At 61.9% G+C, this 18,478-nt stretch carries 17 protein-coding genes and 2 pseudogenes; 13 read left to right on the forward strand and 6 right to left on the reverse strand.

Annotation, left to right across the window (positions count from 1 at the left end; all coding sequences use genetic code 11):
- Positions 1–19 precede the first annotated feature (19 nt).
- Genes IV088_RS19295 through IV088_RS19320 form a run of 6 tightly spaced genes read left to right on the forward strand, consistent with a single transcriptional unit; the run spans position 20 to position 5,653 of the window.
- A complete protein-coding gene (locus IV088_RS19295; protein ID WP_291105472.1) occupies positions 20–742 on the forward strand; it encodes an ABC transporter ATP-binding protein in 723 nt (240 codons plus the stop codon).
- Complete coding sequence (locus IV088_RS19300) at positions 739–1,446, forward strand: ABC transporter ATP-binding protein (RefSeq protein ID WP_291105473.1); 708 nt, start codon at positions 739–741, stop codon at positions 1,444–1,446. Before IV088_RS19295 ends, IV088_RS19300 begins: the two co-directional genes overlap by 4 nt.
- Before the next feature lie 40 nt (positions 1,447–1,486).
- A complete protein-coding gene (locus IV088_RS19305) occupies positions 1,487–2,080 on the forward strand; it encodes a carboxymuconolactone decarboxylase family protein (RefSeq protein ID WP_291105474.1) in 594 nt (197 codons plus the stop codon).
- Between the two features lie 45 nt (positions 2,081–2,125).
- Positions 2,126–3,727 (forward strand): AMP-binding protein, encoded by a 1,602-nt coding sequence (locus IV088_RS19310; RefSeq protein ID WP_291105476.1) that lies wholly within the window; start codon positions 2,126–2,128, stop codon positions 3,725–3,727.
- A gap of 15 nt (positions 3,728–3,742) precedes the next feature.
- Entirely contained in the window at positions 3,743–4,576 is an 834-nt protein-coding gene (locus tag IV088_RS19315; RefSeq protein WP_291105477.1) for an SDR family NAD(P)-dependent oxidoreductase, read from the forward strand.
- 24 nt (positions 4,577–4,600) lie between these two features.
- On the forward strand, positions 4,601–5,653 hold the full coding sequence (locus IV088_RS19320; RefSeq protein ID WP_291105479.1) for an MBL fold metallo-hydrolase: 1,053 nt from the start codon (positions 4,601–4,603) through the stop codon (positions 5,651–5,653).
- Between the two features lie 196 nt (positions 5,654–5,849).
- Here the strand turns inward: IV088_RS19320 and IV088_RS19325 are convergent, their stop codons facing one another.
- The 3 genes from IV088_RS19325 to IV088_RS19335 form a co-directional block, all read right to left on the reverse strand.
- A complete protein-coding gene (locus IV088_RS19325; RefSeq protein ID WP_291105481.1) occupies positions 5,850–6,623 on the reverse strand; it encodes an autoinducer binding domain-containing protein in 774 nt (257 codons plus the stop codon).
- A complete protein-coding gene (locus tag IV088_RS19330) occupies positions 6,583–7,044 on the reverse strand; it encodes a hypothetical protein (RefSeq protein WP_291105483.1) in 462 nt (153 codons plus the stop codon). The genes IV088_RS19325 and IV088_RS19330 overlap by 41 nt, the downstream gene beginning before the upstream one ends.
- A gap of 200 nt (positions 7,045–7,244) precedes the next feature.
- A complete protein-coding gene (locus IV088_RS19335) occupies positions 7,245–7,658 on the reverse strand; it encodes an ACT domain-containing protein (protein WP_291105484.1) in 414 nt (137 codons plus the stop codon).
- A 271-nt stretch (positions 7,659–7,929) separates the two neighbouring features.
- Here IV088_RS19335 and IV088_RS19340 point away from each other — a divergent pair, with 271 nt between their 5' ends.
- Positions 7,930–8,877 (forward strand): fatty acid desaturase family protein, encoded by a 948-nt coding sequence (locus IV088_RS19340; RefSeq protein ID WP_291105485.1) that lies wholly within the window; start codon positions 7,930–7,932, stop codon positions 8,875–8,877.
- On the forward strand, positions 8,874–10,142 hold the full coding sequence (locus IV088_RS19345; RefSeq protein WP_291105486.1) for a hypothetical protein: 1,269 nt from the start codon (positions 8,874–8,876) through the stop codon (positions 10,140–10,142). The genes IV088_RS19340 and IV088_RS19345 overlap by 4 nt, the downstream gene beginning before the upstream one ends.
- Here the strand turns inward: IV088_RS19345 and argP are convergent.
- Positions 10,044–11,051 carry an HTH-type transcriptional regulator ArgP gene (gene argP, locus IV088_RS19350; RefSeq protein ID WP_291105487.1) on the reverse strand — a complete coding sequence of 336 codons (1,008 nt, stop codon included), beginning with the start codon at positions 11,049–11,051 and terminating at the stop codon, positions 10,044–10,046. The genes IV088_RS19345 and argP overlap by 99 nt on opposite strands.
- Positions 11,052–11,366: 315 nt before the next feature.
- Between argP and IV088_RS19355 the strand changes: the two genes are divergently transcribed.
- A complete protein-coding gene (locus IV088_RS19355; protein WP_291105488.1) occupies positions 11,367–11,756 on the forward strand; it encodes a hypothetical protein in 390 nt (129 codons plus the stop codon).
- Between the two features lie 43 nt (positions 11,757–11,799).
- On the opposite strand, the gene IV088_RS19360 is transcribed toward IV088_RS19355, so the two are convergent.
- Positions 11,800–12,171, reverse strand: a complete 372-nt coding sequence (locus tag IV088_RS19360) for an SOS response-associated peptidase family protein (protein WP_291105490.1) — start codon at positions 12,169–12,171, stop codon at positions 11,800–11,802.
- A gap of 79 nt (positions 12,172–12,250) precedes the next feature.
- Here IV088_RS19360 and IV088_RS19365 point away from each other — a divergent pair.
- Positions 12,251–13,812: pseudogene (locus IV088_RS19365) on the forward strand (IS3 family transposase).
- Here the strand turns inward: IV088_RS19365 and IV088_RS19370 are convergent.
- A complete protein-coding gene (locus IV088_RS19370; RefSeq protein ID WP_291105492.1) occupies positions 13,794–14,384 on the reverse strand; it encodes a hypothetical protein in 591 nt (196 codons plus the stop codon). The pseudogene IV088_RS19365 and the gene IV088_RS19370 overlap by 19 nt on opposite strands.
- A 169-nt stretch (positions 14,385–14,553) precedes the next feature.
- Here IV088_RS19370 and IV088_RS19375 point away from each other — a divergent pair, with 169 nt between their 5' ends.
- From IV088_RS19375 to IV088_RS19385, 3 genes and pseudogenes are all read left to right on the forward strand, one after another.
- Positions 14,554–15,030 (forward strand): LexA family transcriptional regulator, encoded by a 477-nt coding sequence (locus IV088_RS19375; RefSeq protein ID WP_291105493.1) that lies wholly within the window; start codon positions 14,554–14,556, stop codon positions 15,028–15,030.
- A 27-nt stretch (positions 15,031–15,057) separates the two neighbouring features.
- On the forward strand, positions 15,058–16,368 hold the full coding sequence (locus IV088_RS19380) for a Y-family DNA polymerase (protein ID WP_291105494.1): 1,311 nt from the start codon (positions 15,058–15,060) through the stop codon (positions 16,366–16,368).
- Positions 16,369–16,858: 490 nt separating this feature from the next.
- Positions 16,859–18,397, forward strand: a pseudogene (locus tag IV088_RS19385) (IS3 family transposase).
- Positions 18,398–18,478 lie beyond the last annotated feature (81 nt).

An 18,478-nucleotide genomic window follows, 5' to 3' on the forward strand; every position in this document is an offset into this window, starting at 1 on the left:
GGCACTGCGATGCAAGGAGGTGACCGTCAGCTACGGCGCCCTGAAGGCGGTCAACGACGTCAGCCATGTATTCGAGGAGGGGCGTATCTACGGCCTGATCGGACCCAACGGCGCGGGCAAAACGACGCTGCTGAACGTGCTGGCTGGGCGGCAGATGCGCCATGCGGGCAAGGTGTACTGCGGCGGCGGGGAGATCAGCCAGTGCTCCGCCTACGAGCGGGCCCGCATGGGCATCGGGCGCAGCTTCCAGATCATCAAGATCTTCGGCGAGATGACGGTGGCTGAGAACCTGCTGGTCGCGGCCCAGTCGCGGCGGCCGGGGTTCCAGCCCTTCTGGATGAGCCGGCACTTCGATCGGCAGTTCCGCGAGCAACTGGACGCCATCCTGGAACTGACGGGGCTGACAGCCCACCGCGACGCCGTCGCTGGAACGCTGCCCTACGGCCTGCAGCGCTCGCTGGAGCTGGGTGTGACCTTGCTGCCCGACCCCAAGATCCTGCTGCTGGACGAACCGTTGGCCGGTATCGGCCACCATGAGATCCAGGCCGCGCTGACCCTGATACGCAAGGCTGCGCAGGGGCGCACGGTGCTGCTGATCGAGCACAACATGGATGCGGTGATGTCGTTGTCGCAAGAAATCGTGGTCATGAGCAACGGCTCGATCATCGCGTGCGGCGCCCCCGAGGACATTCGCAAAAACGAAACGGTGCGGTCGATTTACCTGGGGGAGGACGCGCAGTGATCGAACTTGAAAAAGCCAGCGTCAGGTATGGCCAAGCCCTGGCGTTGGAAGAAATTTCCGTGCGTATCGACTTCCATGAAATCGTCGCCATCGTCGGGCGTAACGGAGCGGGCAAAACCACCATGCTGAAAGCCTTGATCGGCCTGATGCCCCTGGTGGCTGGCCGTCGCCTGCTGGGCGAACAGGACATCTCAGGCCTGGGTGTCGAGGCCATCGCCAAGCTCGGTGTGGCGCTGGTGCCGGACACGCGCCGGATCTTCCCTAACCTGTCGGTGCTGGAGAACCTCAAGATCGGCGCGCTGGCCCACCAACCGGGGCACTGGACCCTTAATCGGGTACTGGACGCCTTCCCGCGCCTGCAGGAGCGGCTGGACTTCGGCGGGGACCAGCTTTCCGGAGGCGAGCAGCAGATGCTGTCGATCGGCCGCGCCCTGCTGGGCAATCCGCGCATGCTGCTGCTCGACGAGCCCACCGAGGGGCTGGCGCCGGTCATCGTCGACCAGTTGGTCCGGGTGTTCAGTGAGGTCCATCGTCAGGGCACCGGCATCGTGCTGGTGGAGCAGAACCTCAAGGTGCCCATGAAGCTGGCCCACCGCCAGTACGTGCTGGACCACGGACAGGTCGCCTGGTCCGGTACGGCCCAGGAACTGGACGCGCAGCGCGACCACGTCGAGGGCCTCATCACGACGGGCGCGGCGGCGTGACCGCGCCATGCCCACATCACCCCCCTGCCAATGCATGCCCATGAACGCCCATACCGTCGCGCGCATTGCGCCCTTGCATGAAAACGACCCCCGTTCCCAAGATCCCGTGCTCGAAGAGTTGGTGGGATTCGTTGGCTACCGCCCGAATGCGCTGCTGACCATGGCACGCAAGCCCGGCGTGGTGCCTGCGCTGCTCCAACTGCTGGGCGTGACGCTGCGCGGCGACGGGCTGATCCCGGAGCCGCTGCGCTTCCTGATCGCGGCGGAAACCGCGCGCGGCGCACGCTGCCGCTACACGACGACGCACCTCGTCCATGCCGCCCACCACCTGGGCGTCGGCTGGGACAAACTGGCCGCGTTGCCGTTCTACCAGGACGACGCCCGGTACACCGAACAGGAGCGCAAGGCGCTGGTCATCGCCACCGCGGGCGGTAGCCTGCCGGTGCGCGAACCGGCCCAGGCCATAGAGAAAGCCCGGCAGGTCTTCACCGAGGAGGAAATCGTCGAGATCGTGTCCTGCGTGGCCATCGTCGGCTGGTTCAACCGCTGGAACGGCCTGATGGGTTCCGAGCTGGAACCCGTTCCCTCCGAGGCGCTGTCCCATGTCCCCTGGCTCCAGGACCTCGAAGTCTGAGCTCGCAGCGCATCCATATTTCCTGGAATGGAGAAAGAGAAGGCTATGTACAGCCGCATCCACGAGCCCCACGCCTGCACGCTGACCGATGCCCTGCGCGTATGGGCCGCCAGCCACCCCGGTGCGCCCTGGCTGGAAGACAGCCAGGGGAACGCACTCACCGCCGGGCAGGCCTTAGAAGCCAGCCAGCGGTTTGCCCGCTTCCTGCACCAGCTGGGCGTGCAGCCCGAGGAGCGCGTCGGCATCTTCATGTCCAACAGCTGCGCCATGGTAGCAACCACGTTCGGCGTTGGCTACCTGCGGGCCAAGGCGGTGATGCTCAACACCGAGTTGCGTTCCTCCTTCCTGCGCCACCAGTTGAACGACTGCCAACTGGCCACAATCGTGGTGGACGCGGTGCTGGTCGAGCACATCGCCAGCCTGGCGGACGAATTGCCCCACCTGCGCACCCTGATCGTGGTGGGCGACGCGCCCGCCGCCGTACCCGGACGCTGGCGTCAGGTGGCCTGGATGGACAGCAGCGCCTGCGCGGCGTGGAAAGGCCCTGCTCCCCGACCCGAGGACATCTTCTGCATCATGTACACCTCCGGTACCACCGGGCCGAGCAAGGGCGTGCTGATGCCGCACTGCCACTGCGCTCTGATCGGGCTGGGGGCCATACGCAGCCTGGAAATCACCGCCGCCGACAAGTACTACATCTGCCTGCCCCTGTTCCACGCCAACGGCCTGTTCATGCAGCTGGGGGCGACGGTGCTGGCGGGCATCCCGGCCTTCCTCAAGCAGCGGTTCAGCGCCAGAACCTGGCTGAGCGACCTCCGGCGCAGCGGCGCCACATTGACCAACCACCTCGGCACGACGGCCATGTTCGTCATCAACCAGCCGCCTACAGGACAGGACCGCGACCACCGCCTGCGCGCGAGCCTGAGCGCGCCAAATCCGGCGCAGCACGAGGCCGTGTTCCGCGAGCGCTTCGGTGTGAAGGACGTGCTGTCCGGGTTCGGCATGACCGAGGTCGGCATTCCCATCTGGGGGCGCATCGGGCACGCGGCGCCGAACGCTGCCGGGTGGACGCATGAGGACCGGTTCGAGATCTGCATCGCCGACCCCGAAACCGACGTGCCCGTGCCCGCCGGACAGGTCGGCGAAATTCTGGTGCGGCCCAAGGTGCCCTTCGGCTTCATGGCAGGCTACCTGAACGTTCCGGAAAAGACGGTCGAAGCATGGCGCAACCTCTGGTTCCATACCGGGGACGCGGGCATACGGGACGCGCAAGGACTCATCACCTTCGTGGACCGCATCAAGGACTGCATCCGTCGCCGTGGTGAAAACATCTCGGCTACGGAAGTCGAGGCCGTGGTCAGCCAGTTGCCCGGCATCCACGAAGTTGCGGCTTACGCCGTTCCGGCGCAAGGTGCGGGTGGCGAGGATGAGGTGATGCTGGCCCTGGTGCCCAGCGAAGGCGTGACGCTGGACATGGCGGACATCGTCCGCCAGGCCAGCGCCCAGTTGCCGCGCTTCGCCAAGCCGCGCTACCTGCGCCAAATGGACTGTCTGCCGAAGACGGCGACGGGCAAGATCCAGCGTGCCATCCTGCGTCAGCAAGGCAGCGCCGACGCCTACGATGCCGAGGCGGCACACAGCCAGTAAACACGAGAGCACACGATGTCGGAAAAGTTGCGCGGCAAGGTGGCTGTGGTCACCGGCTCTGGGCGGGGCATCGGCCGTGCGATGGCCATCAAGCTCGCGAGCGAAGGTGCCAGGCTCGTCCTCAATGACCTTGACGTTGCGCCCGCCGAAACCGTGCGCGAGGAAATCCTCGCGCTGGGCGGCGAAGCGGTGGCCTGCTGCGGCAGCGTGGCTGACGCCGGTTTCGCCGACCGGCTGATCGGCACCGCCACCGGCGCGTTCGGCGGGCTGGACATCCTCATCAACAACGCTGGCTACACCTGGGACAATGTCATCCAGAAGATGACCGACGAGCAGTGGGACGCGATGCTGGATGTGCACCTGACCGCGCCGTTCCGCATACTGCGGGCGGCCCAGCCGGTGATTCGCGCGCTGAGCCAGGCCGACGCAGAGGCGGGCCGCCGCGTGGTGCGCAAGGTGGTCAATATCTCCTCGGTTTCAGGCGTCTTCGGCAATGCCGGCCAGGCCAACTACTCCGCCGCCAAGGCCGGCATCATGGGCTTGACCATGACACTGGCCAAGGAATGGGGCCGCTTGAATACGACGGTCAATTGCGTGGCCTATGGCCTCATCAAGACCCGTGCGACCGAGGCCACCTCGGACGGGAACGCCACCATCGAGGTCGAGGGGCGTGAGATCAAGGTGGGCGTGAACCCGGATCTGATGGCCATGCTGGAGCGCAGCATCCCGCTAGGCAGGGCTGGTACGCCGGAGGAGGCCGCCGGTGCGGCCTACCTGTTCTGCATTCCCGAGTCCGACTACGTGAGTGGCCAGACCGTGCTGTGCACGGGCGGACTCACAGGCATTTGACCCTTCACCCAAACCATTATTCGCATGCCGAAGCCCGAAATCGCCGCACTGCAGTACCCGTTCGAGCCACCCGCTCCTGGCCAGACCGTAGAAGTCGCCTCTGGCGTGCACTGGATCCGGCTGTCCATGCCATTCCGGTTGGACCACATCAACGTCTGGGCCATCGAGACGCACGATGGATGGGTGTTGGTGGACACCGGCCTGAACGACCCCGGCACCGTGGCAGCATGGCTGGAACTCATGGCACAAGGTCCGCTGGCGCGCCCGCTGCAGGGTGTGTACGCCACGCACATGCACCCTGACCACATCGGCCTGGCGGGTTGGTTCACGCGCCGCGCTGGCGTGCCGCTGCACATGAGCCGCCTGGAATACCTCACCTGCCGCGTGATGCACGCCGACACGAGCCGCGAGGCACCGCCCGACGGCGTGCTGTTCTGTCGGCGCGCCGGCTGGTCGGAGGTGGCCATCGAAAGCTACCGTAGCCGCTTCGGCAGCTTCGGCAAGCATATCCACGCACTGCCGGAGAGCTTCCGGCGATTGCAAGACGGTGAACGCATTCCATTGGGCCCGCATGGCTGGCAGGTGGTCGGCACAAGCGGCCACTCACCGGAACATGTCTGCCTCTACTGTCCGGACTTGAAGCTGCTGATCGCTGGCGACCAGGTGCTGCCGCGAATCTCGTCCAACGTCTCGGTATTCGCCAGCGAACCCCAGGCCAACCCGCTCAAAGAGTGGTACGACTCGCTGGAAAAACTGCTGCAGGATGTGCCCGCTGATGTGCTGGTGCTTCCCTCTCACAACGAACCCTTTTACGGATTGTACGAACGCCTGCACTCGCTCAAGGCAGGCCAGACTGAGGCGCTGAAGCGGCTGCGTCAGCAGTTGCGTAGTGGGCCGCAACGGATTGTGGACGTGTTCCCTGCCCTGTTTCACCGCACCATCGGTGAGCAGGACGGACAGCAACTGAGTCTCGCCACGGGGGAAGCCGTGGCCTGCATGAACTACCTCATCGCGGAGCGGGCCGTGGAATGCACCGTAGACGGGAACGGCGTCGCATGGTACGCGCTGAAACAATGAAGCACTGAGTAAGCGCGCCTTCCCCCCAATATATCGGCGCAACCGCGCGGCCATCCCACTTTTGAAGCAGTAGACCTAGGCGGCAAAGATGGTGTCCACCAATTCGATTTAGGCGAACACCATGCCGCAGGAAATGAAAGTCAGGTATTGGCACCAGCAGTCATAGACCAAGCCAAGCTTGGTGACGACTCTCAGCCTACAACAGCCCGTAAAGACGGGCAATGCGAACAGCTGTACGCCGGTCAGGGGCCCCCAGTTTGGCATTGAGTCGCTGAAACCGGCAGTCGATGGTTTTGGCCTCCAGATTCATAGCGGCGCCGATGACCTTGCTGCTGTGGCCGGCGGCCTCGTGACGCAGGAGGTTCAAGTCGGCTTCTGTGAGGGTCGCCCCTCGGAGCAGCTCCTCGCGCATGGATTTTGCGATCCAGTGATGCAGCTCCATGGCCAGCGCACGCGCCAGCACCCGCACCTGGGGAAAATTTTCGCCGTCAAATCTATCGGAGTCTGCAGATCCCAGGCACAGGACACCCACCCGGGAGAGTCCCACGGGGCTCGGAGCCGGAGCAATCAGGGCAGCGGCGAAGCCATGCTCTGCAGCTGCTTGGACAAAGGCGTCTTCTTCAGTGGATGAGCAGGCCAAGTTGCTGGAGCGGGCGGGTTCCGCGTTGCTCGATGCATACCGCAACCAGGGATCATGTTCGAACCACCGGTGAGAGGCGTATTCCGCCGCCCATGATGGATCGCAGGCCCACAGTGACCGAAGAGATGTTCGGGTCGCATCGTCCCGAAGGCAACTCAGAAAGACGCCAGCATCCGCACCGAGACCTACAACGGCCTCTTGAAACAGTGAAATCACCTCGCCGGAAGACCTCACATCTGTGATCAGCGGAAGCACCTTCAAAACACGAACGTTGTCCACGATGGCACGCTCACGCGATGCAAACCGGTTGGGATCGGCGTTGGTCTGCAAGTGCCGCATGGCCTTCACGCACCAGCTTGCTGAACAGCAGGCCATCTTCAAACCTCAGGGGCTCATGGGCACACCAGTGGTCGAAGCTCTTCACGTCACCAAACACCATCGTCTGTACCAGCCGCATGCCCGTACCCTGACGTTGGGTGCGCTCCATCAGCAGACCATGGTTGATCCCGCGCAGCAAGAAGGTTACAGCACCATCGCCTGATGCCAGCGAGGTCTCGCCTGCCGCAACAGGCGGAGCATTGCGACCTGCTGTGGACGTCGAGATGCCGGCCCGCTTCGCGATCAATGCAGAACGTTTGGACCCCAGGGGTCGGGCGGGCGCGTCGATGGGGTCGATGCGACGTTTGACCGGGGGTCGAGCCAATACCGAAGGTGCTGACGGCGTCACCTCGGGAGTTTGAAGGTTGTTCATCCCCACTCCTGCAGGCCTGGTTGACCGACAGGCCGCTCAGTGCTGACACTGCGTGGCCCACGTATCAAGTCTCAACAGACTGGATGGAGGGAAGGGTAGACAAGCCCGTCTCGCGCTGTCAAAGGAAATCCGGTCAGGGCGACCAAATCTGCAGCTGGTTCAGTCGGGCTAAACGACGAAAGCCCGGTGCACGTTGCGCGTCAAATCACTGCCGGTGCGCTGCTTTGGCTCAAAGCATTCAGCAACGAGAACGCATCGTCGGCTCGGTCCACCGGAATGAACAGGTGATCGTGGTGGAAGGCGGCGACCGCGTTGCAAGGTATGCCCGCCTTGGCCAGGGCTGTGGAGATCATGGCAAGAAAGCCGATAGCCTCCAGTGACGAATGCACGGTGAGCGTGATGAGTTTGGCCTCGAAGATGTAGGGCACCTGGACCCGTATGGCTTGAGAGAACTCAACGATGGCCGTCAGGCCTTCTGACTCCGTGAACGTGCAAATGGGAGCGAGGCCGACAGGGAGGCGATGGTCCGGGAAGGTGCAGTACACGTAGGTCTCTGGCCGAAGATCAGGGGCCATCAACTGCTGCAGCCGAACTTGGTCTTTTTCTCCGATCATCCGATGGCCTCCTGCACAGGGCAATGGTGTTGGCTTTCGGCGCTGATTATGGTCGGCTGGAGTTCATCCTGCGCGTGCAGGAGTACGCGGGTGCACCGCTGAAAGGACCGGTTTAGCTGAATTGACGTGAGGTCAAAGTTCCTAAACCACCAGCACGCTGCTGGGATCTCCTGCTACCGTTTGGCGCGGCCTGGGCCTTGTGCTCCGACATACGCTCCCGTGCGCTGCGAGGCCGTCCGCAGCCACACGCCGTGAGGAAGGGGTGTCCATCATGACAACGACTTCGCATGTCCTTGCGGACATGGCCGCGCTTCGATCAGAGCTGCACCAACAGGGTGATCCACACCGCCAGCTGTTTCGATTAGAGCCTTGGCGTGCTGTGCTGGACATAGCCTTCGACTGGCTCATCGTACTCAGCTCGGTGGCGCTGGTCGTTTGGTGGAGCGAGATGTGCGCGCCTCTGGCCGTTGTGCTGATCGCCAACCGTCAACGTGCGCTCGGCAACATCCTCCACGATGCGGGGCATCGAAATATTTGGCGGGATCCCCTGAGAAACGACCTGGTGGCGCGAATTTTCATCGCGCCCTTGCTGTTCTCCAGCCTGTCCCGCTACCGCGAAACACACTTCAAACACCACATGGAACTGGGGACCGAGGGTGGAGATCCTGATCTTCTGTTTTCTTCTCGGAATTCCTCAACGTCCTGGGTGTCGCACTACTTGGACCAGGTCCTTTCGTTGAACGCGTGGCTTTCTTCGTTTCGTGGACACCTGTTTTCGTGTCAGGTCCGAACCGTCAGTCAGCTCTACATCCTCGCGTGGTGGGGCGGTGCCATGGCGCTGATGTGGACCGTGGCTGGCCCCGACTTCACCATCACCTTCATGGCTTTGTGGCTGCTGGCCAGGGCGAGCGCTTTTCATCTGATCACCACCTTTCGTGAAATGTGTGACCACCTCGGCCTTCAACCAGGCGGCGTGTTCACCTTCTCCCGCGACATGGTTTGCCACGGCTTCTGGCGCAAGCTCATCCACCCGCGCAACAACGGCTACCACCTCACCCATCACCTCTTGCCGGCCGTGCCTTACTACCGACTGCCCGAGGCGCACCGGCTGCTGAAAGGGCAGGGGGTTTTTCAAGAGCGCGGCAAGGTCTGTTGTTCGTATTTCACGGGCCCAGACCCGGTCACTTCAACATGGATAGGACCGGGGCAGTTTCAATGAACAGGTCGCTGGGCAGCCTGCAAGTTGCTGCGCTGCTGGTCTCTGCGAGTTACGGGATCGGCTTCCTTTTCGGTTCGGGCGAGCTTGCGCTCTCTCACGGCATGGCGGGCAGCATCTACGGGGTCGCAACCGGTTTCGGCATGCTGGTGTTGGCCGTTTTTGCACGGAAGCTGTGTGCCGTGGGACTCCCGGTCTGGGCGCTGTTTGGCCGTGCTTACGGGGCGCAGCTTGAAGGCATGGTGGCTCTGCTCTCGTTAATCTGGATGTCGGGCGTTCTGGCAGCCCAGATTCAGGGCGGAGTGGCTGTACTGGTGTTGCTCGGTCTTGGTGAGGTGAACGGGTACATCACGATTTTGTTGCTGATCTACGGCGCGTCGCGTTTGAACCTGCGGTTCGCATCTGCCGTGTTTGCCATTTGCCTCCTTGCGAGCGCTGCGGTGCTGGTCTATGCCCTGGTTGTTGCGGATGGCGTTGACCTATACCTCCAGGCGATCCCCGTTTTCAGCGAGGACTTGTCCACCTTCAGACCATCCCGCGTATTCGCCATCGCACTGGCCATTGGATTGTTGGTGTGCACCGGTGCCGACTATCAGCAGTTCGTGTTGGCCGCGCGCTCGCCCGTGGCCGCAGTGTGTGGCTGCGTTCTGGCTGGGCTGCTGCTGTTTGTGATCGCTTTCTTGCCGTCGGCGGTGGTGGTCGCCATGCAGAAGGGGGGAATGCTGGGCACCTTGACGGACACCAAGCAAGTGGTGCCCTGGGTGCTGGGGCGGGTCGCTGGATCCGCGGGGCAAGGCGCTGACAAACTGATGCTCATCTCACTGTCAGTGGCCGCATTGGGTGCAGGCGCAGCGGTCTTGCGAGCCATGTCAGAAGCACTGGCGTGTGCCGTTTCTGGCCATCGCTCGGCGCGCCACCCAATGTTTGCATTCATCGCCCTGGGCGTGAGCGCATTCCTCGCTTCACGTGACCAGGGCATCGTGAACACCATGGTGTCGGTCAACGTGGTCTACATCGCCAGCATCGGCGTCTGCTTTGCAACCATGGTCACGGGGATCGTCATACCTGCTCAGCACGCGCGGTGGATCATGGCAATGGGCTTCACCGCTTCAGTCGTGGTGTATCTGGTGGGCTGGATGGGGCAGCATGGCGAAGGCACCGATCTGGTGTCACTGGTGCTCGGATGCCTCTTGTCCGCTGCCACTGCCCTTTGGTTTCGCTTTGTGGACGGGGGTTGGTCTGGCAGGTTCTCCGGCCTGCATCGGTGATGGATCGAATCTGGCCGAAGGCTCCAAGCTTCGTCGAGCCACTTTGACAATGAGGGCGGTAATGTCACTGGCCATGGGTGGTTCAAGGTCCCAGTGGTGCCAGAACAGGTCCACCATCTCCAGTACGCTGGGGCAGACGTCCACGAGTTGGCCTGCATCAACGAGAGGCCTTGCCTGCCAGCTGGGAATCAGCCCATAGCCAGCACCCATAGCAACACCTTCGAGCAAAGCGACAGGTGAGGGCAGGTAATGCCTGGCGTACCGCTCGACAGCAAATCCGAAATGCCTCTTCAGGAAGTCGTCGTGCAGCGAGTCCTTGCGGTTGAACAACACAGCCGGTGCTGAAAGCACGGCGGGCACAGTGAGCCCTCCTGGAAAGTGCGTGGCGGCGAAGGCTGGCGTCGCATAGCAGCGGTATTCCATGGCACCCAGGCATTCCGCAAAGAACCCGTCGGCCGGCTTGGCTGACGTTGAAATGCACCCGATGACATCCCCGCGAGCCAGCAGGGCAGAAGTGTGGTCTTGATCATCTGCGATCACTTCCAGGGCAACCAACTGGCTCAGCAACAACTCCCTGAGAACTTCGGGGAACCAGGTGGCCAGGGAGTCTGCATTCACGGCGATTGCCAGCGCAACGGGCGCGTGTGGCCTTGCAGTGGGCGACAACTCTTGAAGCGCCGATCCTTCAAGAATGCGCAGCGCCTTCACATGTCGAAGCAGCACCTCGCCTGCCTGTGTGGCCGCCACCGGTCTTTCACGCTTGACCAGAATGATGGACAGCGATTCTTCCAGCGCTTTGATGCGCTGGGAAACGGCGCCACGTGTGATGTTGAGGACGCTTGCAGCTCGGTCAAAGCTCTGCTGCTCGACTACTGTGGCAAACGTTTCCAAATGGTCACGATCCAGCATGGTGGGCTCCTCCCGTAGGGCCTCTGTGGGCTTCCCGTCAACGTCATCCATTTAGTGGAACGCTGCCATGCCATGTCCATACTTCGCGTGTATCGAACGCATCTCAATCGTTACCAGTTTTTTCTTCGGCCTGAAGTCCGAATTGTCGGGTTGATTGGGTCGGCAGGTGTTCATCTGGGAGAAGGGGGCATACTTTTTGAAGTGCAGCATAGGCATCGGAACTGCCACCTGTGGAACATCTTTTACAGGCGGTTGCCATGCGAATTCAACCGCCAAGTTCGATGTGGCAGTCTTTGCGAAGGAAGTTCGTTTACCTTGCAGTTCTGGACGGTGCCGCTGTCTAGAGGGGCAGTTGTGCCATGGATGGAAGCTGCAGAATACGAATTGAAAGGAGGCGGTATGTGGCTGCTTGTGGCGCGTGAACCTCGGGCCAATGCGTCGTATTGGACCGGTCGTCGATGGTTTTCGGCCCTCGACGCAGTGGCCTGGCCAATGGTCTGGGTGCTCCTTGTAAGCCAGTTTGATGTGCCTGTCGGGATCGTAGGTCCCATGGTCGTAGCGATTGCGCTCCTGTTCTCGGCAGAACGAATTCATCGCGCGGTGTGGGTCAATCACCGCTACTGGTTCACCACTTGGCGCTGGGGCCGAATCGTCATCGCACTGATGGTGATTGGGCTGGTCTTGAAGTTCACGGTTTCAGCTTGAGCCATGACTTGGCCACCACAACATGGCGAATGATCTGAAAGCTTCAGGTTGCCCGTGAATGCACATAGTGCAAATGCGGTGGTCGATCATCCAGAAGCTTAAGCAGGCTATCCGTGTCCCGCTCCTCGGGGTTGAGCCATTGGTCCAGGTTCTCGGGGCGCAACGCGATCACACACCGATCATGGCCAGCGGCTGCGACTTCGGGCGGTGGATCGTCTGTGATGAGCGCAAACGAGAGCAAGTCGGGCTCGCCTGGTGCCGTCCAGTGCGACCACAAGCACGCCAACAGCAACTCCTGGGGTGGTTCGGTCGTGAACTCCACCACCACCATCCGCGGCTCCTCTCCGGGCCTGAGATCACGTCCTTCGGCATGGTGGAGCAGCACGTTTTCGTAAAATGCGTTTGCAACCAGCACCCCGTGGGTGTCCCCCCGCGTCAGAATAGTTGTCGCCCCGATAGAACCAAGAACCCGGGGGCGGAGATGAAGGACGACAGTGGCTCGATACGGACAAGCATTCAAAGACAAAGCAGTAGCCAGGTTGCTGCCACCGGAGAGCGCGCCGGTGGAGGTGGTCTCGCGCGAGGTTGGTGTGGGAACGGGAACTCTGGAGCGTTGGCGCGAGGATGCGCAGTCCAGGCCCGCCCGAGGGCGGGCCTGGACTGCGGGCGCCCGGCTTGAGGCCGTGATCACCACGGCGGCGATGAACGAGGCGAGCAAAAGCGCCTGGTGTCGCGAACATGGTGTGTACCCGGCCGATCTGGACAAATGGCGGGTGAGTTGCACCACCGCACTGGTCGACCCGCAGGATGCGCCAGCCAGTGCGCAGGCCACACGCGCGGACCGCAAACGCATCAAGGAACTCGAACGCGATCTGCTGCGCAAGGACCGAGCGCTGTCTGAGACAGCCGCGTTGCTGGTGCTTTCAAAAAAAGTCTCGGCGATCTTCAACAAGGGCGAGGACGAATGATCGGCCTCGAAGATCGCCAAGCCCTGGCCAGAGACATCGAGGATGCGCATGCAGCCGGAGCCCGATTCGCGCCCGCCTGTGAGATCGCCGGCATTGAGCTGCGCACGCTTCAGCGCTGGAAGGCCAGCTCGGGCCTGACAGCGGGCGATGGCAGGCCGCTCGCCGTGCGCCCGATGCCCAGCCATGCCTTGAGTGCGGCCGAGCGCGTGGCGCTGCTGACTGTTGCCAACGAACCGCGCTTTGCCTCGGTGCCGCCTGCGCGCATCGTGCCCATGCTCGCTGACGAGGGCGTGTACCTGGGCAGCGAGTCCAGCATGGCACGTGTGCTCAAAGCCGCCGGGCAGAACAAGCGCCGTGGTCGCGCCAAGACGCCCAAGGCAACAAGGCCGCCCACCACCCACATCGCCACGGCCCCAGGACAGGTGTGGTGCTGGGACATGACCTACCTGCCCGCCAGGGTGATGGGCCGCTGGTTCCACCTGTACCTGATCCTGGATTTGTACAGCCGCAAAATCGTGGGTGCCGAGGTGCACGACAGCGACGACTCTGTGCATGCCGTGCATCTGGTGCGGCGCACCGCGCTGGCTGAGGGCATTGCGGCGATGGACAGCAAACCTGTGCTGCACGGCGACAACGGCTCCACGCTCAAGGCCACCACGGTGCTGGCCATGCTCAACTGGCTGGGCATCAAGCCCTCGTACTCGCGGCCCCGGGTGAGCGACGACAACGCGTTTGCCGAGTCGCTGTTCCGCACGGCCAAGTACCGCCCGGAGTTCCCGGCGCAGGGCTTTGAGACGCTGGGCGATGCCCGCGCCTGGGCCGCCGAGTTCGTGCGTTGGTACAACGTGGAGCACCGCCACAGCGGTATCCGCTATGTGAGCCCGCAGCAGCGTCACGCCGGGCAGGATCAGGCCATCCTGGCGGCACGACACGCGCTGTATCGCCAGGCCCAGCAGCGCCATCCGGCACGCTGGTCGGGCGCCACAAGGGACTGGTCGCTCATCGACGTGGTGACCCTCAATCCCGAGCGCGACGAGGTGGTCAAGATGGCTGCCTGCGTTCAACATACTCAGCTCAAAGCTGCGTGACTCAGGCGACAACTACCTTGACGCGCGCCGGTGTGCCCGAACTGCTCCCTCCAAAACCCGTCGAGGTTGTCTCTGCGCGCGTTGTAGGTGCCCGGGAAACGGGTGTCATACGAAGCGGGTTTGCCGGCCGGACGGCACTGATAGCGCATGGGTAGGACCTGCCGATGCCCATCGATGGAGACCATGACCAGGGCGTAGCTCCCCGGAAAAATCCGCGAGTCGCCGGGCAACAGTTCCGGGTTGTCCAACTGATCCAACCGCCTCTGGATTGCAGCGATCTTTGAGCTGGCGATGCGCTTGCTGTCCGTGGCTGTTTTCGTGGTCTTCACGGTTAGCGCTGCTTCCGCGGCGGCCAGGCGAACCCGCTGCTTTTCCAGGTCATCCCGCAACTGTTGCCGCTGCTGGTTTCGGTGCTGTTCGATGAGGGCTCGAATGCGCTCGCCATCTGGTCCTGTGGAGTCTTCAAAGGAGGCCTCCATGGCGCGAGGAATGATCACCCGTTCGCCACCCGCACGCCGGAAAAACAGGTCAAAGAATTCCTTGATGGAGATGTCTGCGCCCCATTCGCGCACGTACCTCCTGTAGTCCGCCCAGACCTGAGCCGAGTAGCACATGACCACCTCCGCGGTTGTGGAATCGCCACCAGTTTGCCTCAGGGACCGCGTGGCACACATACCCCTTGCCGTGACTTGACGCTCGAAGATTCTTCGCAGAAATCGGTCCTGAGAATATACTGGATAAATGTACAGTTTCACCGATTTTGCAGATGCGCAGAGAAGAGGGCGATCTTCCGCTGGGGAGCTACCCATTCCTCTGGGCCAGTTTCCTATCTCGGTGTTGGAACTGGAGACCCCTGTACATGCCGGGTTTCCATCGCCAGCCGAGGATTTCCAGGCCCAACGCATCGACATCCTCGAACGCCTGGTCACCCATCCCCAGGCCACGTACAGCATGGTTATCCGGGGGCACTCCATGGAGGGCGTGGGGATCTTTGATGGCGATGTCGTCCTGGTGGACCGGGCGGTCAAGCCGGCTCACGGACAGATCGTGGTCGCTGTGGTGGACAACGAGTTCACCTGCAAGCAGCTCTGGATGCGCGGTGGTCGGCTCAAGCTGATGGCGGCCAATCCCACCTTTGCCGACATCGTCCCCACCGAGGGGCAGACGGTAGAGGTGTGGGGCGTCGTGATTGCATCGATCAAGCAGTTCAAGTGCTGAGCGGTTGCGCTTGAGTTGGGACCCCTTATGGCCGCATCACTTTATGCCCTCGTGGACGGCAATAACTTCTATGTGTCGTGCGAACGCGTATTCAGACCGAGCCTGAACGGTCAACCCGTCATCGTGTTGTCCAACAACGATGGCTGTGCTATTGCGCGCTCCAACGAAGCCAAGGCCCTGGGCATTGCCATGGGCGCTCCGTGGTTCAAGATCAAACAGCTGCAGGAGACCCACGGGTTGGTCGCACTGTCCGCGAATTTCTGCCTGTACGGGGATCTCAGTGACCGGATGATGAGCTTGGTCGCGGGCTTGGGCCATCGTCAGGAGATCTATTCCATCGACGAGTCCTTCATCGACATGAGCGGCATTCGGGGGGATCTGATCAAGCGTTGCCGAACGATCCGCGAGCGTGTGCTGCGGTGGGTGGGTATCCCTTGCTGCATCGGACTGGGACCCACCAAAACCCTGGCCAAGCTGGCGAATCACATTGCCAAGACCGCCGAACGCAAACCGGGCAGTTACCCCGCCGAGATGGCCCAGGTCTGCAACCTGGCCAGCCTGGACCGTGGCGCCTTGGAATCGGTGCTGGCCAACACAGCGGTGGATGAGGTCTGGGGGGTGGGGAAGCGGATTTCATTCCAGCTCAAGCAGGCCGGGGTTGAATCCGTTCTGCAGTTGTCGCGGATGGACCTGGCCACCGTGCGCACCCGGTGGTCGGTGGTGCTGGAGCGCACAGTCCGAGAGTTGCAGGGACAGCCATGCGTAGACCTGGAGGACGTGGCCCCTGACAAACAGGAGATCGCTTGCACGCGCTCATTCGGTCGGCCGGTGACCGAGCTTGCCGATCTGAAAGAAGCCGTCAGTGAGTTCGCCAGTAGGGCAGGGGAGAAGCTGCGTCGCCAGCACGGATTGGCCAACCTGGTTCACGCGTTCGTGAGAACCAGTCCGTTCCGACCAGACCCCCAGTACAGCGGGTCCATCGTTGTGCCTCTACGACGAGCGACGGCCGATTCGACCCGGATTGCGGAAGCCGCGCTGGCTGGTTTGGCTCAGATTTTTAGGCCCGGTTTTCTGTACGCCAAGGCAGGTGTGATGCTGCTCGAACTGCAGCCGGACTCGGTACAACAGGATGAACTGGACCTGGAACCAGAGCAGGACAAGGACCTGGGTGGGTTGATGGGGACACTTGATCAGATCAACCGGCGCTACGGTCGGGGTACCGTGTTGCTCGCCAGCACCGGGCTTGCAGGTGATCGCCGGCATTGGGCCATGAAGCAGGAACGACGTACCCCGCAGTACACAACCCGATGGGAGGACATGCCTGTGATTCGTGCGTGACAGGCCCTAGAAGGAGTTCACGCGGGGCAGGAGATTTCACACGCAGGCCTATGCGATTTGTATGCCCGCAGTTCGATCGGCTGAGGTGGAGCTGCGGCCATGAGCTGACACTCATTTTCGTGGTCCCAGCGACGGTTGAAGGCTGACAGAGGCCGGCCGGTTTTGCAGCCCAATGACAGCTTTCGTCGGAACCAGCCTTTCGTCATTCTGCGAGGCGACCGACCGCTGCACACCTTCAAAAGCAGTCCTTCATCGTGGGGTTCAGCGCGGCGGTCAGGCGTCTGATGAGTTGCGCTCGGTGAAAGAAGTTAGCGCGCGTCAATGGCTGATACCGCCGGTTTCCGCGCTGGTGGTAGCTTGTGATTCAAGTGTCCTCGACACGAGGCGCGCTGAAAAGCCAGACGCACAGTCGATCTGTTAGTGTTGATTTCCACGTAAATGTGACCCAGTGGGGATGCGGCTAAAAACTTGGACTACATGGAGGTAGTTCATGTATTCCTACGAAGACCGAATCCGAGCCGTCAAGCTCTACATCAAGCTTGGCAAGCGCCTCAGGGCCACCATCCGCCAGTTGGGCTATCCGACCAAGAACTCCCTCATTGGCTGGTACCGGGAGTACGAGCAGAGCCAGAACCTGCGAGTCGGGTATTCGCGATCAGGACAGAAGTATTCCGATCTGCAGAAGCATGCGGCGGTGAAGCACTACCTTGATCACGATCGGTGCATTGCCTCGACCATGCGGGCATTGGGATATCCCGGTCGGGAGTTACTGACCGAGTGGATTGACGAGTTGCACCCCGAAGTTCGCCACCGAATGGTGGGCCGGGCACCGAACACCCTGCACTCAGCCGAGCTTAAAAGTGCAGCGGTGATTGAGCTTTGCACCCGAAAGTCCAGCGCACAAGAAATCGCCCAGAAGCTGGCGGTGTGTCGGCCTACGCTGTACAACTGGAAAAACCAGTTGCTAGGCCGCGAGGTACCCGCATCCATGAAACGTCAAAACAATTCACCGCCAGTGCCTGATGCTGCCGAACTGCAGCGCCAAGTCGAGTCGCTTCAACAGAGCATTCACCGTCTTCAGCTCGAACATGACATCTTGAAGAAGGCCAATGAACTGCTAAAAAAAGGCCTGGGCGTCAACCCTCAGCTCCTGAGCAATCGGGAGAAGACTCTGCTGGTTGACGCCCTGAAGCCCATCTACTCGCTCACAGAGCTACTTGGCGAACTTGGCCTGGCTCGCAGTTCCTACTTCTACCACTGCGCCCGCCAGCGAAGGCCTGACAAATACGCTGATGCCCGCGTTGCCGCTGCCGATGTGTTTCAGAGCAACCACCGCAGCTATGGTTACCGGCGCATGCGTGCGGCGCTGGGCAGACGCCAGTTGCACCTGTCTGAAAAAGTCGTGCAGCGTCTGATGAAGCAGGAAGGCTTGAGTGTTCCCTCGCGCAAAAAGCGTCGATACGGGTCCTACCTCGGAGAGATCAGCCCTGCGCCCGACAACATCCTCAATCGTGACTTCCAGGCGGCGACACCGAATGAGAAGTGGCTCACCGACATTACGGAGTTCCAGATCCCAGCTGGAAAGGTTTACCTCTCGCCTGTGATCGACTGCTTCGATGGCATGGTGGTGAGCTGGACGCTTGGTACCCGACCGGACTCCGAGTTGGTGAACACGATGCTCGATGCGGCCATTGACACGGTGCAATCGTGCGACAGCAAGCCGATCATTCACTCCGACCGTGGCGCCCATTACCGCTGGCCAGGTTGGCTTGATCGGATGCACAGTGCGAACCTGACGCGGTCGATGTCGCGTTAGGGGTGCTCACCGGACAACGCGGCCTGCGAAGGTTTCTTTGGGCGCCTGAAGAATGAGATGTTCTACCCGCGGGATTGGAAGTCGACCACCATCGAGGTGTTCATCCGAGCGGTGCACGAGTACATCCTCTGGTACAACGAAAAACGGATCAAGATGTCGTTGGGTTCCCTCAGCCCCATCGAGTACCGCGAAAGTCTGGGCTTAATCAACTGAAACCAGTCCAAGAATTACGCTGCACCCCCAGTGGCTCAGTTTTCGGTCGGCGCCAACAGTTACAGTCCACTAGGATGCGTG

It is taken from the genome of Hydrogenophaga sp. (assembly GCF_018780075.1).
In the GTDB taxonomy this organism is placed as follows: Bacteria; Pseudomonadota; Gammaproteobacteria; order Burkholderiales; family Burkholderiaceae_C; genus Hydrogenophaga.